19 protein-coding genes are annotated in these 20687 nt (G+C 63.5%); 15 read left to right on the top strand and 4 right to left on the bottom strand.

Translation table 11 applies throughout. From position 1 onward, the window contains the following. Positions 1-228 precede the first annotated feature (228 nt). From NCT04_RS04525 to NCT04_RS04505, 5 genes are all read left to right on the top strand, one after another. Positions 229-1482 (top strand): ABC transporter substrate-binding protein, encoded by a 1254-nt coding sequence (locus NCT04_RS04525; protein ID WP_250463964.1) that lies wholly within the window; start codon positions 229-231, stop codon positions 1480-1482. A 147-nt stretch (positions 1483-1629) separates the two neighbouring features. Then, positions 1630-2571, top strand: a complete 942-nt coding sequence (locus tag NCT04_RS04520) for a carbohydrate ABC transporter permease (protein ID WP_370652092.1) — start codon at positions 1630-1632, stop codon at positions 2569-2571. Then, on the top strand, positions 2561-3418 hold the full coding sequence (locus tag NCT04_RS04515) for a carbohydrate ABC transporter permease (protein ID WP_244827431.1): 858 nt from the start codon (positions 2561-2563) through the stop codon (positions 3416-3418). Before NCT04_RS04520 ends, NCT04_RS04515 begins: the two co-directional genes overlap by 11 nt. A gap of 50 nt (positions 3419-3468) precedes the next feature. Further along, the gene (locus tag NCT04_RS04510) at positions 3469-4587 is read left to right on the top strand and encodes an ABC transporter ATP-binding protein (protein ID WP_244827430.1); all 1119 of its coding nucleotides are present in this window, start codon (positions 3469-3471) and stop codon (positions 4585-4587) included. Between the two features lie 139 nt (positions 4588-4726). Next, entirely contained in the window at positions 4727-6838 is a 2112-nt protein-coding gene (locus NCT04_RS04505) for a prolyl oligopeptidase family serine peptidase (protein ID WP_250463961.1), read from the top strand. Positions 6839-6916: 78 nt separating this feature from the next. Here NCT04_RS04505 and NCT04_RS04500 read toward each other — a convergent pair whose 3' ends face one another. Continuing rightward, positions 6917-8128, bottom strand: a complete 1212-nt coding sequence (locus NCT04_RS04500) for a Bcr/CflA family multidrug efflux MFS transporter (RefSeq protein ID WP_250463959.1) — start codon at positions 8126-8128, stop codon at positions 6917-6919. A gap of 129 nt (positions 8129-8257) precedes the next feature. On the opposite strand from NCT04_RS04500, the gene NCT04_RS04495 reads away from it, so the two are divergent. The 4 genes from NCT04_RS04495 (at position 8258) to NCT04_RS04480 (ending at position 11950) form a co-directional block, all read left to right on the top strand. Then, positions 8258-8740 carry a hypothetical protein gene (locus NCT04_RS04495; protein WP_250463958.1) on the top strand — a complete coding sequence of 161 codons (483 nt, stop codon included), beginning with the start codon at positions 8258-8260 and terminating at the stop codon, positions 8738-8740. A gap of 119 nt (positions 8741-8859) precedes the next feature. Then, entirely contained in the window at positions 8860-10143 is a 1284-nt protein-coding gene (hemL, locus tag NCT04_RS04490; protein WP_250463956.1) for a glutamate-1-semialdehyde 2,1-aminomutase, read from the top strand. 21 nt (positions 10144-10164) lie between these two features. Beyond that, the gene (gene ribD, locus NCT04_RS04485) at positions 10165-11286 is read left to right on the top strand and encodes a bifunctional diaminohydroxyphosphoribosylaminopyrimidine deaminase/5-amino-6-(5-phosphoribosylamino)uracil reductase RibD (RefSeq protein WP_244827425.1); all 1122 of its coding nucleotides are present in this window, start codon (positions 10165-10167) and stop codon (positions 11284-11286) included. Positions 11287-11335: 49 nt separating this feature from the next. After that, positions 11336-11950, top strand: a complete 615-nt coding sequence (locus NCT04_RS04480; protein WP_250463953.1) for a riboflavin synthase — start codon at positions 11336-11338, stop codon at positions 11948-11950. A 35-nt stretch (positions 11951-11985) separates the two neighbouring features. On the opposite strand, the gene NCT04_RS04475 is transcribed toward NCT04_RS04480, so the two are convergent. Continuing rightward, entirely contained in the window at positions 11986-12396 is a 411-nt protein-coding gene (locus tag NCT04_RS04475; RefSeq protein WP_244827423.1) for a hypothetical protein, read from the bottom strand. Next, positions 12380-12727 carry a type II toxin-antitoxin system Phd/YefM family antitoxin gene (locus NCT04_RS04470; protein WP_244827422.1) on the bottom strand — a complete coding sequence of 116 codons (348 nt, stop codon included), beginning with the start codon at positions 12725-12727 and terminating at the stop codon, positions 12380-12382. The genes NCT04_RS04475 and NCT04_RS04470 overlap by 17 nt, the downstream gene beginning before the upstream one ends. 220 nt (positions 12728-12947) lie before the next feature. On the opposite strand from NCT04_RS04470, the gene ribBA reads away from it, so the two are divergent. From ribBA to NCT04_RS04450, 4 genes are read left to right on the top strand one after another with little or no spacing between them, the layout of a single operon-like run. Further along, complete coding sequence (ribBA, locus tag NCT04_RS04465; protein ID WP_244827421.1) at positions 12948-14111, top strand: bifunctional 3,4-dihydroxy-2-butanone-4-phosphate synthase/GTP cyclohydrolase II; 1164 nt, start codon at positions 12948-12950, stop codon at positions 14109-14111. Between the two features lie 36 nt (positions 14112-14147). Then, positions 14148-14651, top strand: coding sequence for a 6,7-dimethyl-8-ribityllumazine synthase (ribH, locus tag NCT04_RS04460; RefSeq protein WP_244827420.1), 504 nt, complete (start codon positions 14148-14150; stop codon positions 14649-14651). Then, positions 14648-15076, top strand: a complete 429-nt coding sequence (gene nusB / locus NCT04_RS04455; RefSeq protein WP_244827419.1) for a transcription antitermination factor NusB — start codon at positions 14648-14650, stop codon at positions 15074-15076. The genes ribH and nusB overlap by 4 nt, the downstream gene beginning before the upstream one ends. Next, complete coding sequence (locus NCT04_RS04450) at positions 15073-16266, top strand: pyridoxal phosphate-dependent aminotransferase (protein ID WP_250463951.1); 1194 nt, start codon at positions 15073-15075, stop codon at positions 16264-16266. Before nusB ends, NCT04_RS04450 begins: the two co-directional genes overlap by 4 nt. 66 nt (positions 16267-16332) lie before the next feature. Here NCT04_RS04450 and NCT04_RS04445 read toward each other — a convergent pair whose 3' ends face one another. Then, entirely contained in the window at positions 16333-17499 is a 1167-nt protein-coding gene (locus NCT04_RS04445) for a lytic transglycosylase domain-containing protein (RefSeq protein ID WP_250463949.1), read from the bottom strand. A gap of 577 nt (positions 17500-18076) precedes the next feature. On the opposite strand from NCT04_RS04445, the gene NCT04_RS04440 reads away from it, so the two are divergent. Further along, positions 18077-19693, top strand: a complete 1617-nt coding sequence (locus NCT04_RS04440; RefSeq protein ID WP_250463947.1) for a UbiD family decarboxylase — start codon at positions 18077-18079, stop codon at positions 19691-19693. Then, positions 19690-20682, top strand: coding sequence for an asparaginase (locus NCT04_RS04435; RefSeq protein WP_250463945.1), 993 nt, complete (start codon positions 19690-19692; stop codon positions 20680-20682). The genes NCT04_RS04440 and NCT04_RS04435 overlap by 4 nt, the downstream gene beginning before the upstream one ends. Positions 20683-20687 lie beyond the last annotated feature (5 nt).

Raw genomic sequence — 20687 nt, 5'->3', positions numbered from 1 at the left:
CAAAAGAGGAGACTGTCGTTGCGATTCAACCCACTCGTCTCTTGAGAGCCGTGCGGCCGTCAATCGGTACCGCCGGCTTTCGCGCGTCCTCGTTCACCGCTGCACGCGCGTTCTTCTGCGACACCGCCGATTCCCCGGTCATCCACGTTTTGCCCGTTTTTCCAACCGCGCTTCCTGGCGACATCAGGAGCCAATCGTTTCTTGTTAGGTGTCTGGAGGAGATAAACAATGAAAGTCCGTAAGCTCATGGGCGCGCTGTGCGCCGCAGGTCTTCTGTGCGGCGCGACGGCGTCGGCGGTTCAAGCTGCCGAAGCGGTTTCCGTGCTGCACTGGTGGACGTCGGGCGGCGAATCCAAGGCAGTCGGCGTGCTCAAGGACGACATGACGAAGCAGGGTTACACCTGGAAGGACTTCGCCGTCGCAGGCGGCGCGGGCGCTGCCGCGATGACCGCGCTCAAGACTCAGGTGATCTCGGGCAACGCGCCGTCGGCGGCACAGATCAAGGGTCCGTTGATCCAGGAATGGTCGGAGCAAGGCGTGCTCGTGCCGATCGATTCCATCGCCGGCGACTGGAAGAAGAACCTGCCGCCTGAAATCGACAAGATCATCCACGCAGACGGCCACTATGTCGCCGCGCCCTTCTCGGTGCACCGCGTGAACTGGCTCTACATCAACAAGGCTGCGCTGGACAAGGCGGGCGGCAAGGTGCCGACCACCTGGGCCGAGTTCTTCCAGGTCGCCGACAAGATGAAGGCCGCGGGCATCATGCCGATCGCCATGGGCGGTCAGCCGTGGCAAGACCTGACCTTGTGGGAAGACGTCGTGCTGTCGCAAGGCTCGGACTTCTACAAGAAGGCCATCGTCGATCTGGATCAGAAGACGCTGACCTCGGACAAGATGGTTCAGGTGTTCGACACCGTGCGCAAGATTCAGGGTTACTTCGATAACGGCCGCACCGGCCGCGACTGGAACCTCGCCACGGCCATGGTCATCAACGGCAAGGCGGGCATGCAGTTCATGGGCGACTGGGCGAAGGGCGAATTCGCCGGCGCCAACAAGAAGTCGGGTACGGACTACATCTGCGCCGCGGTGCCGGGCACGGAGAAGGCCTACACCTTCAACGTCGACTCGTTCGTGTTCTTCCAGCAGAAGGGCCAGAAGACCGCGACGCCGGGCCAGCTCGCGCTCGCGAAGACCATCATGACGCCGGAGTTCCAGGAGCAGTTCAGCCTGAACAAGGGTTCCATTCCGGTTCGTCTCGGCGTGAACATGGACAAGTTCGACGACTGCGCGAAGAAGTCGTACTCGGATGAACAAGCGGCGATCAAGGGTGGCGGCTACGTGCCGTCGCTGGCTCACGGCATGGCTCAGGGCGATGCCACCGCCGGCGCCATCACCGACGTCGTCACGAAGTTCATGAACTCGTCGCAAGACTCGAAGAGCGCGGTGCAAGCGCTTTCGAACGCAGCGAAGACGAAGTAAGCAAGCCGTAACGGCGGCCCGTGGCGCACCTGCGCGCGGGCCGCTTCAAGCATTCGAACGCGCTCAAACGCCATACGAAGCAAAGCCATTGGCTCACGCGCACAAACAAGCGTATCCAAACGCCGGCGCATTACCAGGAGTCGAGTTGTGACTGCCTCCCTAAGCGGTACCGCGGAAAAACGTCCGCATCAGCCTCGCCGCGCGTCCGCGACGGCGGCGCTTGCCGATCGATGGATTCCGAAGCTGGTGCTTGCTCCCAGCATCTTGATCGCGCTGATCTTCGTGTACGGGTTCATCCTCATCACGGGCTATCTGTCGCTCACGAATTCGCGGCTCATGCCGCGCTACGAGTTCTCCGGCCTCGACCGATACCGGCAACTCTTCGACAACGACGTCTGGTGGACGTCCGCCGCCAATCTCGGCTGGTTCGGCATTCCGTTCATCGCAATCTGCGTCGGACTCGGTCTCTTTCTGGCCATCCTGCTCGACCAGAGAATCCGCAACGAAGGCGCGCTGCGCGCGATCTTTCTCTATCCGATGGCGCTCTCGTTCATCGTGACGGGCACGGCGTGGCAGTGGATTCTCAATCCGAGCCTCGGCATCGAGAAAGTGCTGCACGACTGGGGCTGGACGAGCTTTTCGTTCGACTGGCTCGGCAATCCGGACAAGGCGATCTTTTGCGTCGTCATCGCGGCGGTGTGGCAGTCGAGCGGCTTCGTGATGGCGCTTTTCCTCGCCGGCCTGCGCGGCGTGGACAGCGAAATCTTCAAGGCCGCGCAGATGGACGGCGCGGGCTTGCCGACCATCTACCGCAAGATCGTGATTCCGAGCATGCGCCCGGTGTTCTTCTCCGTGCTGCTGATTCTCTGCCACATCACCATCAAGACGTTCGACCTGGTCGTCGCGTTGACGGCGGGCGGTCCTGGCACGTCGTCGTCGCTGCCCGCCATCTTCATGTACACGTTCTCGTTCAATCGCGGCCAGCTCGGCGTAGGCGCCGCTTCGTCGATGATGATGCTCGCCACCGTCGTCGCCGTGCTCGTGCCGCTCATGTATCTGGAATCGAGGAGCACCCGCAATGCAGCCTAAGATGACGATCAGCCGCACCGTCATTTATGCGGTGCTGATTCTGTTTGCGCTTTACTTCCTGTTCCCGATCTACGTCATGCTCTCGACGTCCTTCAAGGACCTCGATCAGCTTCGTACCGGCAACCTGCTCACGCCGCCCACGCACTTCACGTTCGCGCCGTGGGTCAAGGCGTGGCAGGAAGCCTGTACCGGCGTGCGTTGTGACGGCATGCAGCCGTTCTTCATGAACTCGGTGCGCATGGTGATTCCGGCCGTGCTGCTCTCGTCGATCATCGGCGCGTTCAACGGCTACGTGCTCACGCACTGGCGTTTCCGTGGCGCGGATGCGTTCTTCACCATGCTGCTCGTGGGCTGCTTCATCCCGTTCCAGGCCATTCTTCTGCCGATGGCGCGGCTGCAAGGCATGCTCGGCCTCTCGAACACGACCTCGGGCCTCGTGCTCGTGCACGTGATCTACGGCATTGCGTTCACGACCATGTTCTTCCGCAACTTCTACGTCAGCATTCCGGCTGAACTGGTGAAGGCGGCGCGCATCGACGGCGCGGGTTTCTTCACCATCTTCACGAAGATCCTGCTGCCGGTGTCGTTGCCCATTTTCATGGTGTGCCTGATCTGGCAATTCACGCAGATTTGGAACGACTTCCTGTTCGGCATCGTGTTTTCGGGCGTCGATTCGATGCCGATCACGGTGGCGCTCAACAACCTCGTGAACACATCCACGGGCGTGAAGGAATACAACGTCGACATGGCGGGCGCGATCATCGCGGCCTTGCCGACGATTCTCGTCTACATGATCGCGGGACGCTATTTCGTGCGCGGCCTGACAGCCGGCGCGGTGAAGGGTTGATCGCCATTTTCGCGGTCCCTTTCCGGCCAAGACAAACATAGAGGATTCACATGGCAAGCCTTTCCATCCGTGACGTGTATAAGACCTACCCGAACGGGGTGCCGGTTCTCAAGGGCGTCAACATCGACATCGAGGACGGACAGTTCCTGATTCTCGTCGGCGGCTCGGGTTGCGGCAAATCGACCTTGCTCAACATGATCGCGGGTCTCGAAACCGTGACGCGCGGCGACATCATGATCGACGGCAAGACGGTCAACAATCTCTCGCCGAAGGACCGCGACATCGCGATGGTGTTCCAGTCCTACGCGCTCTACCCTTCCATGAGCGTGCGCGAGAACATCTCGTTCGGCCTCAATATCCGCAAGGTGCCGAAGGACGAGCAGAAGAAGATCGTCGACCGCGTGTCGGAGACGCTGCAGATCGGTCATCTGCTCGACCGCAAGCCCGGTCAGTTGTCGGGCGGTCAGCGTCAGCGCGTGGCAATGGGCCGTGCGCTCGCACGCGATCCCGTCATGTTCCTGTTCGACGAGCCGCTGTCCAACCTCGACGCGAAGCTGCGTATCGAGATGCGCTCGGAAATCAAGCTGCTGCATCAGCGTCTGGGCACGACCATCGTCTACGTCACGCACGATCAGATCGAAGCGATGACGCTTGGCGACCGTATCGCGGTGATGAAGGACGGCATCGTGCAGCAGTTCGGCGCGCCGCAGGAAATCTACGACTCGCCCTCGAACCTGTTCGTCGCGGGCTTTATCGGCGCTCCTCCGATGAACTTCATCACCGGCAAACTGGTGGAAGCGGGTTCGGGCGTCGGCCTGCAGATCGACACGGGCGTGACGAAGAAGGTGCTGAACCTGCCGTTCGAAGCGAGCCGTTTGCGCGGCAAGGTCGGCCAGGACGTGATTCTTGGGCTGCGCCCGGAGCGTATCACCGACGCGCGTAACGCCCACAACGCGGACGACGCGCGCATGCAGCCCATCGACGTGCTGGTGGACGTGATCGAGCCGACCGGTCCGGACACGCTGCTCTTCGCGCAAGTGAACGGCAAGCGTATCGTGGCGCGCGTGCACCCGGCGTCGAACCCGCAACCGGCTTCGAACATGACTTTGCTGTTCGATGTGTCGAAGGCTGTGTTGTTCGACCCGCAGACGGAAGACCGGCTGGCCTGAGTTTCAGGCTTCGTCTGCGTTCGTGGAGAGCCGCGCGACATGCGCGGCTTTTTTGTTTTTGCTGATTTTTCAGCCCGATTTCCATGGGCGATGCCAGAAGCAGGCACAATCGGCATATGAAAACCTCTCTGCACCGTACATGAGTCTGCTTTCGTCGCAACCCGCTCTCGCCTGGCCTTCGGGTCAGCAATCCGATCCGTTCATCGGTCTCGAATCGCTCGACGATCCCAAGGTGCAAATCTGGGTCGATGCCCAGAACCGCCGCACCGAAGCCGCATTCGGCAACACGCCCGAGGCGCGCGCCCTCGCCTCGCAGCTCGAAAAGTCGTACACCTCGAAGGACCGCATCGTCACATGCTCGCGCTATGGCGAGTGGGGCTACAACACGTGGCAGGACGAAGCGCATCCGCTTGGCATCGTGCGGCGCACGCCGTGGAGCGCGTGGCTCGCGGGCACGCCCGAGTGGCAGATCATCCTCGACGTCGATGCGCTCGATCTCAATACCGACGAAACCGACGACACGCGCTGGGCGCTCGCCGACTTCGACATGCTCTACCCGACTTACGACCGCGCGCTCGTCAGCTTGTCGCCCGGCGGCTCGGACGCGTGCATGGTCCGCGAGTTCGATATCGAAGCACGCAGCTTTATCGACGATGGCTTCGTGCTGCCGGATGTCGGCAAGCACGACATTTCGTGGATCGATCACGATACCTGCTACGTCGGCTGGGACGACAGCAAGCACAACAAGAAACCCGCGTTGACGACATCGGGTTTTCCGCGCCAGGCGCGTCGCTGGAAGCGCGGCACGCCGCTCGCGGATGCACCCGTGGTGTTCGAGGGCCAGCGTCGCGATGTCTCGGCGGGCGCGGATTACGATCCGCTCGAAAAGCTGCATCTCGCCTCGCGCGCGGTCACGTTCTACGACACGCTGCACTTCTGGCTCGATGAAACCGCCAACGCGTGGCGTCAATACGATCTGCCGACGCACGTCGAAGTCGAGCACTGGAACGGCTGGCTGTTCGTCACGCCGCGCGAAGCGTGGAAGACGGGCGGCGTGCGTCACGAAGGCGGGACCTTGCTCGTCATCCGCCGTGACGCGTTTCTCGAAGGCGCGCGCGATTTCACGGTGCTGTTCAAGCCGTCGGACAGGCGCGTGCTCGCGGGCATCGACTTCACGAAACATTGGCTGATCGCAAGCCAAATGGACGACGGCACGCCGCGCGTCACGCTCCTCGCGCCGCCCGCCGATTACAAGACGGCGTGGAACGCGCGCGATTTCGCGCTGCCCGAAGCGAGCCAGTCTTACGTCGATTCCATCGACAGCGAACGGGACGACACGGTGCTCATTCACGTCGAGCATTTTCTGATGCCGCCGTCGCTCTACTTCGCGGATCTTGCGAGCGACGCGCCCTGGCAACTGCTCGCACGTTTGCCCGCGCAGTTCGACGCGAGCGGCATGTCGGCGGTGCGTCATCACGCGATCGCGAAAGATGGCGAGCGCATTCCGTACTGGCTGATCGGCCGTGGCGCGGATGTGTCGACCGATGCGCGGCCTTGCCTGCTCTACGGCTATGGCGGCTTCGAAGTCGCGCTCGATCCGCATTACGATTCGACCACTGGCATTGCGTGGCTCGCGCGCGGCGGGCTGTTGGCCATCGCGAACATTCGCGGCGGCGGCGAGTTCGGGCCGCAATGGCATCAGGCGGCGCTGCGCGAAAAGCGGCAAGTCTCGTTCGACGACTTCATCGCGGTGGCTAAAGCGCTGATCGCGAGCGGCGTGACCACTGCCAGGCAGCTCGGCATTCGCGGCGGCAGTAACGGCGGTTTGCTCACCGGCGCGTGCATGGTGCAGCGGCCCGAGCTTTTTGGCGCGGTGCTGTCGGAAGTGCCGCTGCTCGACATGGCGCGTTTTCATTTGCTGCTGCAAGGCGCATCGTGGATCGACGAATACGGCGACCCCGACGATGCCGACGACCTGCGTCATCTGCTGGCGTATTCGCCGTATCAGAACGTGAAGGCGGATGTCGATTATCCAGCGTCGTTGTTCACGTCATCGACGGCGGATGACCGCGTGCATCCCGGTCACGCGCGCAAGATGGCCGCGAAGATGCAGGCGCAAGGGCACGAAAACGTCTGGTATCAGGAAACCGGCGAAGGCGGACACGGCGCGGGCGTGGAGCCGGAAGCCGTGGCGCAGGCGGAAGCGGCGGCATTTACGTTCCTGGCGGTGAAGCTTGGGCCGCTCGGGTGACAGGTCGAACCGTTGACGCGCGAACGAAGTCCGAAAAACCTCGCCAGGCGGCGAGGTTTTTTCATTGCGCAATGCGCCTCAAACCTTGACCGGCGCGGCATGCGAACGAAGCACCAACGTACGTCCGAGAAAAGTCAGCACGCCGCAAACCCCGATCACGATGCCCATGCCATGCGGCGACACATCGTGGAACAACCCGACCGCAAGACTCGATAGCGCGCCGAGCGCAAGCTGCATCGCACCGAAGACAGCGGCGGCCGCGCCCGCGTTGCGCGGATAGCGGTGCATCAGTTCCGTCGTGCAGTTCGCCGCGAGCAGGCCAACCACGCCGACCACGAAGAACAGACACACGACGATCGACCACAGCCCGCCCCAACCCGTCAGCGAAACGAGCGCGACGGCAAGCGCCGCGATCACGCTGACGAAGGCCGCGCCGGAGATCATCTTCATCGCGCCGAGGCGGCCGACGAGCTTCGTATTCAACACGTTTCCGCCAATGATGCCGACGATATTCAGCCCGAACAGCAGCCCGTAATACTGCGGCTTCACATGGAAATAGTCGATGTAGACGAAGGGCGTCGCCGTGATGTACGCGAACATCGACGCGAACGCCATGCCGCCGCACATCATGTGGCCCCAGGTGACGGGGTCGCGCAACAAGTGCCCGTAAGCCGCGAACGAAGCGCCGAGCGCGGAGCCCGCGCGCTTTTCCTTCGGCCAGGTTTCGGGTACGCGCAGAAAAGCGGTGATGGAGCACGCCACGCCGAAGAGCGTGAGCGCGGCAAAGACCACGCGCCAACCGCCCAACAGCAGCAATTGCCCGCCGATCAACGGCGCGAGCAGCGGACCAATGGACGTAACGATGGACAGCATCGACAGCACGCGGGCGGCATCGGCGGGCGCGTGGGCGTCGCGGGCGATGGCGCGCGCGAGCACGGAAGCCGCGCCCGCACCGAGCGCCTGCAGGAAGCGCACGAAAACGAGGGCGTCGATGGACCACGCCACCGCGCACGCGACGCTCGCAAGCGCGTACAGCGCAATGCCGCCGAGCAGCACCGGCCGGCGTCCATAGGCGTCGGAAAGCGGGCCATAGAGCAACATGCCGAACGAGAAGCCGAACATGAAACTCGTGAGCGTGCTTTGCGCGGCGGCAGGCGTCGTGCCGAACGCGGCGGCGAGCGACGGCAGACTCGGCAGATACATGTCGATCGACAAGGGACCGCAGGCGGCGAGCGCGCCGAGCAACAGAATCAGCCGGCCATCGGGCCGGCGGGCAGTGGTGTCAGGCATTGGACTCGGAAAAGACGAAGGTGCAGAGCGGATGCCGCGCGCGTGCTGCATCGGCGCCGGGCGAGGCCATTGTACGCGTCGATCCGCTAAGCTCCGGCTTTAAGCCATCCACTTATTCTCGTCAAACCCATGACCGCGTTTCTCCTGATCTGGAGCCCGAAGAAATGGCCGTGGCCCGAACTGCCCGACTGTGCGCGACGCGTGGCCGCAGGCGAAGCCGTCGCCGACGTCTGGGGCTGCGGCACCGCGCGCGGCCTCTTGCCGGGTGACCGCGTATTCGTGCATCGCGTGACGCAGCAGCCGAAGGGCGTGTTCGCATCGGGCTATGTGACGCGCGCGCCTTACGAAGTGCCGGATGCGCACTCGAAGCGCGGATACCGGCTGTGCATCGATTTCGTGTACGACTGGCTCGTCGATGCGAACGAGCAAGTCGTCGTCACGCGCGACGAACTGCGCGCGCATCCGCTTTCCGTGCAGACGTGGGACGCGCAGAGTTCCGGCACGATCATCAAGCCGATGGCGGAAGGCGCGCTCGAAAAGCTGTGGGCTGCGCGCACCGGGCGACGCGGGCGGCCGAACCCGCTCGAATATGACGACTCCGGTACAATTTGAAGCATGTTTTTCGCACCGGACCGCGCGTCGGCATCAACCGCGCGCCGCGCTTTTGCTACTTTGAACGGAGCGTCGAGTCCCTTGCGTATTTCGCATCCACAACCGTGCAGGCCTCATCCATGTCCAAGAATCAAGCCCTCTTCGAACGCGCTCAGCAAACCATTCCCGGCGGCGTGAATTCGCCGGTGCGCGCGTTCCGCTCGGTCGGCGGCACGCCGCGCTTCATCGAGCGCGCGGAAGGCCCGTACTTCTGGGACGCCGAGGGCAAGCGCTATATCGACTACATCGGCTCGTGGGGCCCGATGATTCTCGGCCACGTGCATCCCGAAGTGCTCGACGCCGTGCAGCGCGTGCTCGCCCACGGCTTCTCCTTCGGCGCGCCGACCGAGGCGGAAATCGAGATCGCCGAGGAAATCTGCAAGCTCGTGCCGTCGATCGAACAGGTGCGCATGGTGTCGAGCGGCACCGAAGCGACCATGAGCGCGCTGCGTCTCGCGCGCGGCTTCACGGACCGCAGCCGCATCGTCAAGTTCGAGGGTTGCTATCACGGTCACGCGGACAGTTTGCTCGTGAAGGCGGGTTCGGGCCTGCTCACGTTCGGCAATCCGACTTCGGCGGGCGTGCCCGCGGATATCGCGAAGCACACCACCGTGCTCGAGTACAACAATGTCGAGCAACTGAACGAAGCCTTCGCGGCGTTCGGCGCGGAGATCGCCTCGGTGATCGTGGAGCCGGTCGCGGGCAACATGAATCTCGTGCGCGCAACGCCCGAGTTCCTGAACGCACTGCGCGCGCGTTGCGACGAGTACGGCTCGGTCCTGATTTTCGACGAAGTGATGTGCGGCTTTCGCGTCGCGCTCGGCGGCGCGCAGCAGGTCTATGGCATCAAGCCCGACCTGACCTGCCTCGGCAAGGTGATCGGCGGCGGCATGCCGGCCGCGGCCTTTGGCGGGCGCCGGGACATCATGGCGCATCTCGCGCCGCTCGGCGGTGTGTATCAGGCAGGCACGCTGTCCGGCAATCCTATCGCGGTCGCGGCCGGGCTCATGACCTTGCAACTGATCCAGCGCCCCGGCTTCTACGACGACCTCGCGAAGCAGACGCGCAAGCTCGTCGATGGCCTGAGCGCCGCCGCGCGCGATGCCAAGGTGCCCTTCTCGGCCGACTCCATCGGCGGCATGTTCGGCCTTTACTTCGCCGAGCAGGTGCCGGTGAGCTTTGCCGAAGTCACGCAGGGCGACACGCGGCGCTTCAACACGTTCTTCCACGCCATGCTCGATGCCGGCGTGTACTTCGCGCCATCGGCATTCGAAGCCGGTTTCGTCTCCAGCGCGCACGACGACGCCGTGATCGACGCAACCCTCGAAGCGGCGCGCGGCGCATTCGCGTCGCTCGCGGCTTAAACCTCGGGCGCGGCGACCGAGATGTTTTCGCAAACCGACTTCACGCACATGGAGCGCGCGCTCGCGCTCGCCTCGCGCGGCATGTACACGACGACGCCCAATCCGCGCGTCGGCTGCGTGCTGGTCAAGAACGGCGAAGTAATCGGCACGGGCTTCACGCAGCCGGCCGGTCTGGATCACGCCGAAGTCCGCGCGCTCAAGGACGCGCGATCGCGCGGCAAGGACCCGCGTGGCGCAACCGCTTACGTCACGCTCGAACCGTGCAGCCATTTCGGGCGCACGCCGCCGTGCGCGCAGGCGCTCATCGACGCGCGCGTGGAAAAAGTGATCGCCGCGATGGAAGATCCGAACCCGACCGTCTCCGGGCGCGGTCTCGTGATGTTGCGCGATGCGGGCATCGACGTGCGCTGCGGTCTGCTCGCGCACGAGGCGCACGAGATGAACATCGGCTTCGTGTCGCGCATGACGCGGCGGCGGCCGTGGGTGCGCATGAAAGTGGCCGCGACGCTCGATGGCCGCACGGGTTTGCCCTCGGGCGAAAGCCAGTGGATCACGGGTGAGGACGCGCGTGCCGACGGCCACGCATGGCGCGCACGCGCCTGCGCCATCCTCACGGGCATAGGCACGGTGCGCGAGGACAACCCGCAACTGACCGTGCGCGCGGTCGAAACACCGCGCCAGCCGCAGCGCGTTCTGATCGACAGCCGTCTGGACGTGCCGCTCGATGCACGCATGCTGGAAGGCCCGCCAGCGTGGATCTTCCATTCGGCCAACGCCGATCCCGCGCGCGTCGCGGCGTTGCGTGCGAAGGGCGCGGAGCTGATCGAACTGCCCAACGAACAGGGCAAGGTCGATCTGCCCGCCGTGCTCATCGCGCTTGCGGATCGCGGCATCAACGAATTGCATGTCGAAGCCGGGCACAAGCTCAATGGCTCGCTATTGCGCGAAGGCTGTGTCGATGAACTGCTGGTGTATCTCGCGCCAAGCCTTCTCGGCAGCGCGCCCGGCATGTTCGACTTCGCGCCGCCCGCCACGCTGGATGCGCGCGCGCATCTCAAGTTTCATCGTATAGACCGGCTCGGCGACGACTTGCGCATTCTTGCGCGTTTCGCCGAGGCAAATGTCACTACCGACGCGTGCTGATCAGCGTGGGTCCGGCCAAGTCAGCTCGTCAAGTTAAAGGAAGCAGTCGATGTTCACAGGAATTGTCAGCGCGGTAGGCCGTATCGACCAAGTCACGCCGCTTGGCGCGGAGCCGGAAGCGGGCGTGCGCCTGACGGTCACGGCAGGCGGTCTCGATCTCGCGGATGTCGAGCTGGGCGACAGCATCGCCATTCAGGGCGCGTGCATGACGGTCATCGAAAAGACCGCGAATGCCTTCGATGTCGATGTTTCGCGCGAGAGCCTCAACAAGACGGTCGGACTCGGCCACGCGGGCGACGAAGTGAATCTGGAAAAGGCGTTGCGCGCGCATGACCGGCTGGGCGGTCACTTGGTTTCGGGCCATGTGGATGGCCTTGGCGAAGTGTCGCGCTTCGAACGCGTGGGCGAATCGCACGAATTGCGCGTCGTCGCGCCGAAGGAGATCGGCAAGTACCTGGCCTACAAGGGTTCGGTTACGGTAAATGGCGTGAGCCTCACGGTCAACTCGGTCAGCGACCGCGCCGATGGCTGCGAATTCTCCATCAACCTCATTCCGCATACCGTCGAAGTCACGACGCTCAAGGCGCTCAAGCCGGGCGCGAAGGTCAATCTGGAGATCGACCTGATCGCGCGCTATGTCGAGCGGATGATGAACGCGTCGTGATGCTTTCCGGTCTTGGCGCTTTGGCGCGGCGCGGCTCAGCGCTCGGGGCCCCAGATGTGATCGAAGTCGAAGGAGACTTCCTTGGTGTGGCGAATGGACGTGAGCAGCACCGTGTCGCCAATCAGAAGGTACAGAAGCACGTAGTCTTCGAACACGTGTTCGCGTAGTTCGGCGCGCTTCTTGGCTTCCTCGGTTTCTTCGATAAGTTCTTCGCAGGCCAGTATTGCCTGATAGGTATCGGGGTCGGTGTTGAGGAAGACTCGGCCAATTGCCGGAAAGCGCTCGAGCAGAGGTTTTGCCTTTGTCTCCAGCGCTTCGAACATTCGCTCGAAGCTCTCAGGCAGGTCCAAACGAATCCAGTAGCGTTCGATATCCGCGATTCGAGTCTTGAATTTGCTCGAGATGCGGACCGTCGCACGCCTGCGTCCATCATTCGGCATCGGCATTGCCCCCTTCCTGCGCTTTTCTTTCGCGTTCCTCGCGCTCCGCGCGCAAGCGCGCCCGAGTGCGTGCGAAATACTCGCCCGCATCCTCCGTCGGCTCCCCTGCCTTCCACGCCGCGATCGCTTCCTTGGCGTCTTCCAGCAACAGCAAATGAATCCGCGCCCGCTCCGCGCGATAGTAGTGCTCCAGCTTCTCCGTGCTGATCAACGCGACGCTAGCTTCGCCGTTCTTCGTGATGATCTTGTCCGTGCCCTTCTGCACTTCGTCGATGAGCTCCGACAAATTCGCACGCGCCTGCGAAAGGGAGATGACGTCTTTGGGGGTAAAAGCCATTTTAGGCTCCGTGCTATTTAACGTACTCAACATGGTACAGAATTCACACTCGCAAAGGATAAGGAATTCGTATCATCTCAGGCCGCATGAAGCCGCGCCAGTCGTCCGGAAGGAAGAGGAAAAATCGCCTGTGCAGGCGACGCCGCGATTTCACCGACTGTCCATCATCGGTGGCGTAAAATACGCCCTTTCCCAATCCGGACCCCTTCGGGACGCCATCATGCCGATCGCCACCACTCCAGAGATCATCGCTGAACTGAAAGCCGGGCGGATGGTGATCCTCGTCGACGAGGAAGACCGCGAAAACGAAGGCGACCTCCTCGTCGCAGCCGATTTCGTCACGCCAGAAGCGATCAATTTCATGGCGAAGCACGGTCGCGGCCTGATCTGCCTGACGCTCACGCAAGAGCGCTGCAAGCAACTGAATCTGCCGCTCATGACCCACCGCAACGGCACGCAGTACGGCACCGCGTTCACGGTCAGCATCGAGGCGGCCGAAGGCGTGACCACCGGCATTTCGGCTTCCGACCGCGCGCGCACGGTCGCGGCGGCGGTCGCGCACGACGCGCGCGCCGAGCACATCGTGCAGCCGGGCCACGTGTTCCCGATCATGGCGCAGCCAGGCGGCGTGCTCGTGCGTGCCGGCCACACGGAAGCCGGCTGCGATCTCACCGCGCTAGCGGGCCTCACGCCCGCATCCGTCATCTGCGAAATCATCAAGGACGACGGCGAGATGGCGCGGCTGCCCGACCTCATGGAATTCGCGGATCAGCACGGGCTCAAGATCGGCACCATCGCCGACCTGATCCACTACCGCAGCCGGACGGAATCCATCATCGAAAAGGTCGGCGAGCGCATCATGCAGACCGCTCACGGTTCGTTTCGCGCGGTGCTCTATCGCGACGAGCCGACGCGTTCGCCGCATATCGCGCTCGTGCGCGGCACGCCCTCGCCCGACCGCGAAACGCCGGTGCGCGTGCACGAGCCGCTTTCGGTGCTCGACTTGCTCGAGATCGATTCTTCCACGCATTCATGGACCATCGACGCGGCCATGAAGGAAATCGCCGCGCGCGATCTCGGCGCCATCGTCATGCTCAATTGCGGCGACACCAAGGAACAACTCGTGGACGTGTTCCGCGCGTTCGACGAGAAGGACAAGGCGCTCGAACTGAAGCGCCGTCCCATCGACTTCAAGACTTATGGCATCGGCGCGCAGATCTTGCGCGACCTGGGCGTCGGCAAGATGCAGGTGCTCGCGAATCCGCGCAAGCTCGGCAGCATGTCGGGCTACGGGCTCGAAGTGACCGGCTTCATCGCCATGCCCGGCTGCCCCGCGACCGCCGCGCCCGCGGACACGCCGGTCTCGCATCTGCGCTCTGCCTGAACGCATCAACTCATTCCAAACCAACGGAACTCATTCATGGAAATCGGACAATACCAGCCGAATCTCGACGGTGACGGTCTGCGCATCGGCATCGTGCAGTCGCGCTTCAACGAACCCGTGTGCAATGGCCTTGCCGATGCATGCATCGAAGAGCTGGAACGCCTCGGCGTGATCGGCGAAGACGTGCTGCTCGTCACCGTGCCGGGCGCGCTCGAAATTCCGCTGGCGCTGCAAAAACTCGCGGAATCCGGCCAGTTCGACGCGCTGATCGCGCTCGGCGCCGTGGTGCGCGGCGAGACGTATCACTTCGAACTGGTTTCGAACGAAAGCGGCTCGGGCATTTCGCGCATTGCGCTCGACTTCGGCGTGCCGGTGGCGAACGCCGTGCTGACGACCGAAAACGACGAACAAGCCGTCGCGCGCATGACGGAAAAAGGCCGCGATGCGGCACGCGTGGCAGTTGAAATGGCGAATCTTTCCGTCGCGCTGGAACAGCTCGGCGGCGACGACGAAGAAGACGAAGACGAGGACCGCGCATGAAGAGCGCTCGACGCCGCTCGCGTGAACTCGCGACGCAAGGGCTTTATCAATGGCTGCTGTCGGGTGCGCCCGGCGGCGAGATCGACGCGCAGTTGCGCAATGCGCAGGGCTTCGACAAGGCCGACCATGAGCATCTGGATGCCATTCTGCACGGCGTGATCAAGGAAGCCGACGTGCTCTCCGAGCAGTTGCAGCCGTGTCTCGACCGGCCGATCGAGCAACTGTCGCCGGTGGAGCGCGCGGTTCTGCTGGTCGCCGCGTTCGAATTCAAGCATCACCTGGACATTCCGTATCGCGTGGTGATTAACGAGGCGGTCGAGCTGACCAAGACGTTCGGCGGTTCGGATGGCTACAAGTACGTGAACGGCGTGCTCGACAAGCTCGCGGTCGCCTTGCGTCCGACCGAGGCGCAGGCGCGCAGATGAATACCGCCACCGAGCCGCTGGTGCGGCTTGCGTCACGGGTCGACGCGATCGAGCCGTTCTACGTGATGGAGTTGATGAAGGACGCGCAGGCGCTGGAACGCGCGGGGCGCGACATCATCCATATGGGTATCGGCGAGCCGGATTTCACGGCGCCCGAACCGGTCACGCGCGCCGCCGCGGATGCCTTGCAGCGCGGCGTCACGCAATACACGAATGCGCTCGGCGTGACCGCGTTGCGCGAGGCGATCTCGCAGCACTATCGCGATGCGTTCGGCCTCACGGTCGACCCGCAGCGCATCGTGGTGACGGCGGGTGCATCGGCGGCGCTGTTGCTCGCGTGCATGACGCTCATCGATCACGGCGACGAAGTGCTGATGCCCGACCCGTGCTATCCGTGCAACCGGCATTTCGTGTCGGCGGCGGACGGCAAGCCCGTGCTGATCCCAAGCGGCCCGGCCGAGCGCTTTCAGTTGACGGCGGCTCACGTCGAGGAATACTGGCGGCCGCAAACGCGCGGCGTATTGCTGGCGTCGCCGTCGAACCCGACGGGCACGTCCATCGCGCCGGATGAACTGAAGCGCATCGTGAATGCGGTGCGTGCGCGCGGCGGCTTTACGATCGTCGACGAGATCTATCAGGGCTTGAGCTACGACGCGAAGCCCATCTCGGCGCTCTCCTTCGGCGATGATGTCGTCACCGTAAACAGCTTTTCGAAATATTTCAGCATGACCGGCTGGCGGCTCGGCTGGCTGGTCGTGCCGCACGCAATGGTTCCGGCAGTCGAGAAGCTCTCGCAGAACCTTTTCATCTGCGCATCGGCGCTGGCGCAGCACGCGGCGCTCGCCTGCTTCGAGCCGGAGACAATCGCGATCTACGAAGCGCGCCGCCTCGAATTCAAGCGCCGGCGCGATTACATCGTGCCGGCGTTGCGTTCGCTGGGCTTTGGCGTGCCGGTTACGCCCGACGGCGCCTTCTACGTCTATGCGGACACGATGAGCGTCGCGCACCCCGCAGCCGGCCACAGCGGCGCGCTCACGCAATCGATGCTTCACGATGCAGGCGTCGTGCTCGTACCAGGCGCCGATTTCGGCTTTCATGCGCCCGAGCGCTATATCCGGGTTTCATACGCAACGGCGTACGCAAAGCTGGAGGAAGCGGTTCATCGCCTGGGCTCGCTTTTCAGCCGATAAATTTGCAGCGAAGAAAAGCAAAAGGGCACCCGAGGGTGCCCTTTTTTACGACTCGACGAAAAAAACTCAGGCGCCGAACTCGGCCGAAGCAACATGCTTCGCTTCACTATCGGTTTCGTCCTGCGATTCCGCTTTCTTCTGATTGTCGATGGTCGCATGCACGCGCTTGCTGCCATCCGCCGTGGCGGCCGACGTAGAAGCGAGAACCTGCTTCGGCGCCGCCTGCACAGGCGCTTGGGGCGAGTTGATCGGCACATTGCGGCCACGCGCGACATCGCGCAGACGCGAACGCTCGGCCAGCACCTTCGCGCCGTACCCGCCATCGTCCTGCGTCGACGAACCCACGTAATAACGCAGACCGCCCGCGACCGAACCACCACGCGCGATACAGTCCTTCAGCACCAGCGCCCCGACCTTGATATTCGCGAGCGGATCGAGCGCCGCGTGCGAACCGCCGAAGTACTGGAACTTGTCGGAATGAACCTTCGACATCACCTGCATCAGACCCTGCGCACCCACGCCGCTTTCGGCATACGGATTGAAGCCGGACTCGATCGCCATTACCGAAAGCAACAGCAACGGATCGAGGCCCACTTCGCGGCCGGTATCGAAGGCCGCGCGCACGAGCTCGCTGACCGGGTCCTGCGCCACGCGATATCGCCGCGCAATGAAGCTGGCGACGAGTTGCTGCTCACGCGTCGAGATGAGGACGCGGTCGTCGCGGGCATCGGCGACGACGCGTTGGGCGGGAATCAGACTCGCGAGCATGCCGACGGAGGGCATGGTGCGCGGATCGAGCCCGTTAGGCGATACGGCGAGGCTGATGCCGCCCGTAAGCTGGCGGGCGCTGGCGTCGTCGTAGGTCGCGGCGCCGAGCGACGGAGCGGCGGTTGCGGGCACTTCGCGCGCATCCGCGGCCCGTGCTTTCGACACGAGATTGACAGCCAGATTCGACTCGACCGGCGGCCGATGCACCGCCGCGAACGGCGGCAGCGGCTGCCCCGCGAGCAAGCGAGCCGGACCGGCCTGCACGGCCGCCGAAACGAACGGCATGATTCGTGCGGCGAAGGTCGTACGCCAGGAAGGCAGGAGCCAAAGTGCGAAAGCCGTGATGACGGCGGCGCCGCCGACGAGGCTGAAGAGATGCTGACTCAAACGGCGTCCGCGACGCAGCGCAATGCGCACGATCTGCGCTGCGCGGGTGTCGGAACCCCAGAAAACCGAAGCGTTCATCTATGCTCCCAATGTTGCTTGATTTAACGCAGATGAATACGAATAAAACGCGAATTCAATGCGTAAATCAGACACCGCTCGCTCTCGGCAAGCACAAACGGCATCGGGGAAACGGCATGGAGCCGTCTGGAAAGCCGCCGGTTAAAAAGTTGACCGGAGTGCGCGGCACGAACTGCATGCCATGAATGCGCAGAGGCTTTCCACGCGAAAAACCGGCGCTGGTAACGCCGGCCGTGACAACCAACAGCCATGAATCGCCGGGCATGTTCGGCGCAGGCGACGCATGTGCGTCTGAAAGACCTGAGGCAGCGGTAAAAAGTTTCAAAACCCGCAAAGGATGGCAAAGGATTCTAGCAGGCTTTAATCATCCGTCAATGCTATAGACTTCCGTTTCAATTACTTAAAGTAATAACGAACAGTGTTCAGTTGCCGAAAACCGCGCCAGTTGGGGCATTGGAAGCGGAATTTGCTGAATGTCTCCGAACGCACCGACGCGAGCGCATGTAAAATCGACAATCGTCTGGCGCGCAGCCGTCCCGCCCTTCTGGGCCGTCCTCGAGTCCCTTTCTGATCATCGATGAAATACAAAGATCTGCGCGACTTCACCGCCCGCCTCGAAGCGCTAGGTGAACTGCGCCGTGTTCGGCAGCCCGTTTCCCCCGTTCTCGAAATCACCGAAATTTCCGATCGCGTATTGCGCGCGGGCGGCCCCGCCCTGTTGTTCGAAACGCCAACGGGACATTCCATGCCCGTGCTTGCGAACCTCTTCGGCACGACGCGCCGGGTGGCGCTCGGCATGGGTATCGAAACGCAAGCGCAGAGCGGCAACGATACGGCCCTCGGCAGCGACACCGCCGCGCTCGGCTCGCTGCGCGATGTCGGCCGGCTGCTCTCGGCGCTCAAGGAGCCCGAGCCGCCCAAGGGTTTGAAGGACGCGGGCAAGCTGTTGTCGCTTGCCAAGGCCGTTTGGGACATGGCGCCGAAATCGGTGAATTCGCCGCCTTGCCAGGAAATAGTTTGGGAAGGCAACGATGTCGATCTCGCGCGCTTGCCGATCCAAACCTGCTGGCCCGGCGACGCCGGCCCGCTGCTCACCTGGGGCCTCACCGTCACGCGCGGCCCCAACAAGTCGCGGCAGAATCTCGGCATTTATCGGCAACAGCTGATCGGGCGCAACAAACTCATCATGCGATGGCTCGCTCATCGCGGCGGCGCGCTCGACTTTCGCGAATTCGCGCTTGCCAATCCCGGCAAGCCGTATCCCGTGGCGGTCGTGCTCGGCGCCGATCCCGCGACGATCCTCGGCGCCGTCACGCCGGTGCCCGATTCGTTGTCCGAGTATCAGTTCGCGGGGCTGCTGCGCGGCTCGCGCACTGAACTGGCGAAGTGCCTGACGCCTGGCGTCGACACGCTGCAAGTACCGGCGCGCGCGGAGATCGTGCTCGAAGGCTTCATCCATCCGCAAGACGGCGTGCCGCCGCCTGCGCCCGCGGGCGCGCCGCCGCGTCCGTCCGCGGGGGCATCCGCGAAATACGAACACGCGCTCGAAGGTCCATACGGCGATCACACCGGCTACTACAACGAACAGGAGTGGTTCCCGGTCTTCACCGTCGAAAAGATCACCATGCGGCGCGACGCCCTCTTCCATTCGACCTATACCGGCAAGCCGCCCGACGAACCGGCCGTGCTCGGCGTCGCGCTCAACGAAGTCTTCGTGCCGCTCCTCCAGAAGCAGTTCACCGAGATCACGGACTTCTATCTGCCGCCAGAAGGCTGCAGTTATCGCATGGCCATCGTGCAGATGAAGAAGAGCTATCCCGGCCACGCCAAGCGCGTGATGTTCGGCGTATGGAGTTTCCTGCGGCAGTTCATGTACACGAAGTTCATCGTCGTGGTCGACGAAGACGTGAACGTGCGCGACTGGAAGGAAGTCATCTGGGCGATCACGACGCGAGTGGACCCCGTGCGCGATACCGTGCTCGTGGACAACACGCCGATCGACTATCTCGACTTCGCGTCGCCCGTGGCGGGGCTCGGCTCGAAGATGGGACTCGACGCGACCAACAAATGGCCCGGCGAGACCACGCGCGAATGGGGCCGCCCGATTGTCATGGACGAAGCCGTCAAGCGCCGCGTCGATACGTTGTGGAGCGAACTCGGCCTCGACACGTCGCCATCGGCGAGAAAAGCATGATCGGGGCGACGGTTTTTCGTGGCGATGTCATCGAGAATACGCATGCGGCGCATGTCGCGGTGGTCGATGCATCCGGGCGCGTGCTGCATTCGTTCGGCGATCCATATCGCGTGACCTTGCCGCGCTCGGCGGCGAAACCCGCGCAGGCGTTGGCCGTGCTCGAAACCGGCGCGCTCGAACGCTTCGGCTTCAGCGAAGAAGATCTGGCGCTGATGTGCGCGTCGCATAACAGCGAAGCGCGTCATATCGAGCGCGCGCGGGCGATGCTCGCGAAAGCCGAAGCAAACGAAGCCGATCTTCGCTGCGGCGGCCATCCGCCCATTTCCGATGCCGTCTTCCGCGACTGGATCAAACGCGATTTCATGCCGACGCCCGTGTGCAGCAATTGTTCCGGCAAGCACGCCGGCATGCTGGCCGGCGCGCGCGCCATGAATGCGCCGCTCGACGGTTATCATCTGCCCGCGCATCCGCTGCAGGCGTGGGTCAAGCGGACGATGGCGCGCGTCGTTGATCTCGCCGACGACGAAGTGCAATGGGCCATCGACGGCTGCAATCTGCCGACGCCCGCCTTCCCGCTCGATCGCCTCGCGCGGCTCTTCGCAAAAATCGCCGATGCGCCGGACGGTACGCCGCTCGCGCGTATCTACGAGGCGATGACGGCGCATCCCGAACTCGTCGCCGGCGAAGGCCGCTTCTGTACGCTGCTGATGCAAACCTTCGGCGGCACGCTCGTCGGCAAGACCGGCGCGGACGCGTGCTACGCCATTGGCGTCCGGCGCCCCGAAGGCACACTCGGCATCGCGGTGAAGGTGGAAGACGGCAACACCGGCGTGCTCAACGCGGTCGTCGTGCATGTACTCGAACGGCTTGGCATAGGCACGGACGAGCAGCTTGGCGCGCTCGCACGCTTTCGCCACCCGCCAATGCGCAACACGGTCGGCGTATCGACCGGCCGCCTCGACATCCACTTCGCGCTACGCGATCACTAAAAAAA

The sequence above is a fragment of the Caballeronia sp. GAFFF2 genome, from assembly GCF_023631485.1.
Taxonomy (GTDB): Bacteria; Pseudomonadota; Gammaproteobacteria; order Burkholderiales; family Burkholderiaceae; genus Caballeronia.
This window is presented reverse-complemented; position numbering and strand designations above follow the sequence as displayed.

Bases quoted from the DNA above. Each gene is read 5' to 3' on its own strand.
- nusB (WP_244827419.1), top strand. From the start codon at position 14,648: ATGAAGAGCGCTCGACGCCGCTCGCGTGAACTCGCGACGCAAGGGCTT.
- hemL (WP_250463956.1), top strand. From the start codon at position 8,860: ATGTCCAAGAATCAAGCCCTCTTCGAACGCGCTCAGCAAACCATTCCC.
- NCT04_RS04435 (WP_250463945.1), top strand. From the start codon at position 19,690: ATGATCGGGGCGACGGTTTTTCGTGGCGATGTCATCGAGAATACGCAT.
- ribD (WP_244827425.1), top strand. From the start codon at position 10,165: ATGTTTTCGCAAACCGACTTCACGCACATGGAGCGCGCGCTCGCGCTC.
- NCT04_RS04445 (WP_250463949.1), bottom strand. From the start codon at position 17,499: ATGAACGCTTCGGTTTTCTGGGGTTCCGACACCCGCGCAGCGCAGATC.
- ribH (WP_244827420.1), top strand. From the start codon at position 14,148: ATGGAAATCGGACAATACCAGCCGAATCTCGACGGTGACGGTCTGCGC.
- NCT04_RS04470 (WP_244827422.1), bottom strand. From the start codon at position 12,727: ATGGCTTTTACCCCCAAAGACGTCATCTCCCTTTCGCAGGCGCGTGCG.
- NCT04_RS04510 (WP_244827430.1), top strand. From the start codon at position 3,469: ATGGCAAGCCTTTCCATCCGTGACGTGTATAAGACCTACCCGAACGGG.
- NCT04_RS04505 (WP_250463961.1), top strand. From the start codon at position 4,727: ATGAGTCTGCTTTCGTCGCAACCCGCTCTCGCCTGGCCTTCGGGTCAG.
- ribBA (WP_244827421.1), top strand. From the start codon at position 12,948: ATGCCGATCGCCACCACTCCAGAGATCATCGCTGAACTGAAAGCCGGG.
- NCT04_RS04525 (WP_250463964.1), top strand. From the start codon at position 229: ATGAAAGTCCGTAAGCTCATGGGCGCGCTGTGCGCCGCAGGTCTTCTG.
- NCT04_RS04475 (WP_244827423.1), bottom strand. From the start codon at position 12,396: ATGCCGATGCCGAATGATGGACGCAGGCGTGCGACGGTCCGCATCTCG.
- NCT04_RS04495 (WP_250463958.1), top strand. From the start codon at position 8,258: ATGACCGCGTTTCTCCTGATCTGGAGCCCGAAGAAATGGCCGTGGCCC.
- NCT04_RS04500 (WP_250463959.1), bottom strand. From the start codon at position 8,128: ATGCCTGACACCACTGCCCGCCGGCCCGATGGCCGGCTGATTCTGTTG.
- NCT04_RS04440 (WP_250463947.1), top strand. From the start codon at position 18,077: ATGAAATACAAAGATCTGCGCGACTTCACCGCCCGCCTCGAAGCGCTA.
- NCT04_RS04450 (WP_250463951.1), top strand. From the start codon at position 15,073: ATGAATACCGCCACCGAGCCGCTGGTGCGGCTTGCGTCACGGGTCGAC.
- NCT04_RS04480 (WP_250463953.1), top strand. From the start codon at position 11,336: ATGTTCACAGGAATTGTCAGCGCGGTAGGCCGTATCGACCAAGTCACG.
- NCT04_RS04515 (WP_244827431.1), top strand. From the start codon at position 2,561: ATGCAGCCTAAGATGACGATCAGCCGCACCGTCATTTATGCGGTGCTG.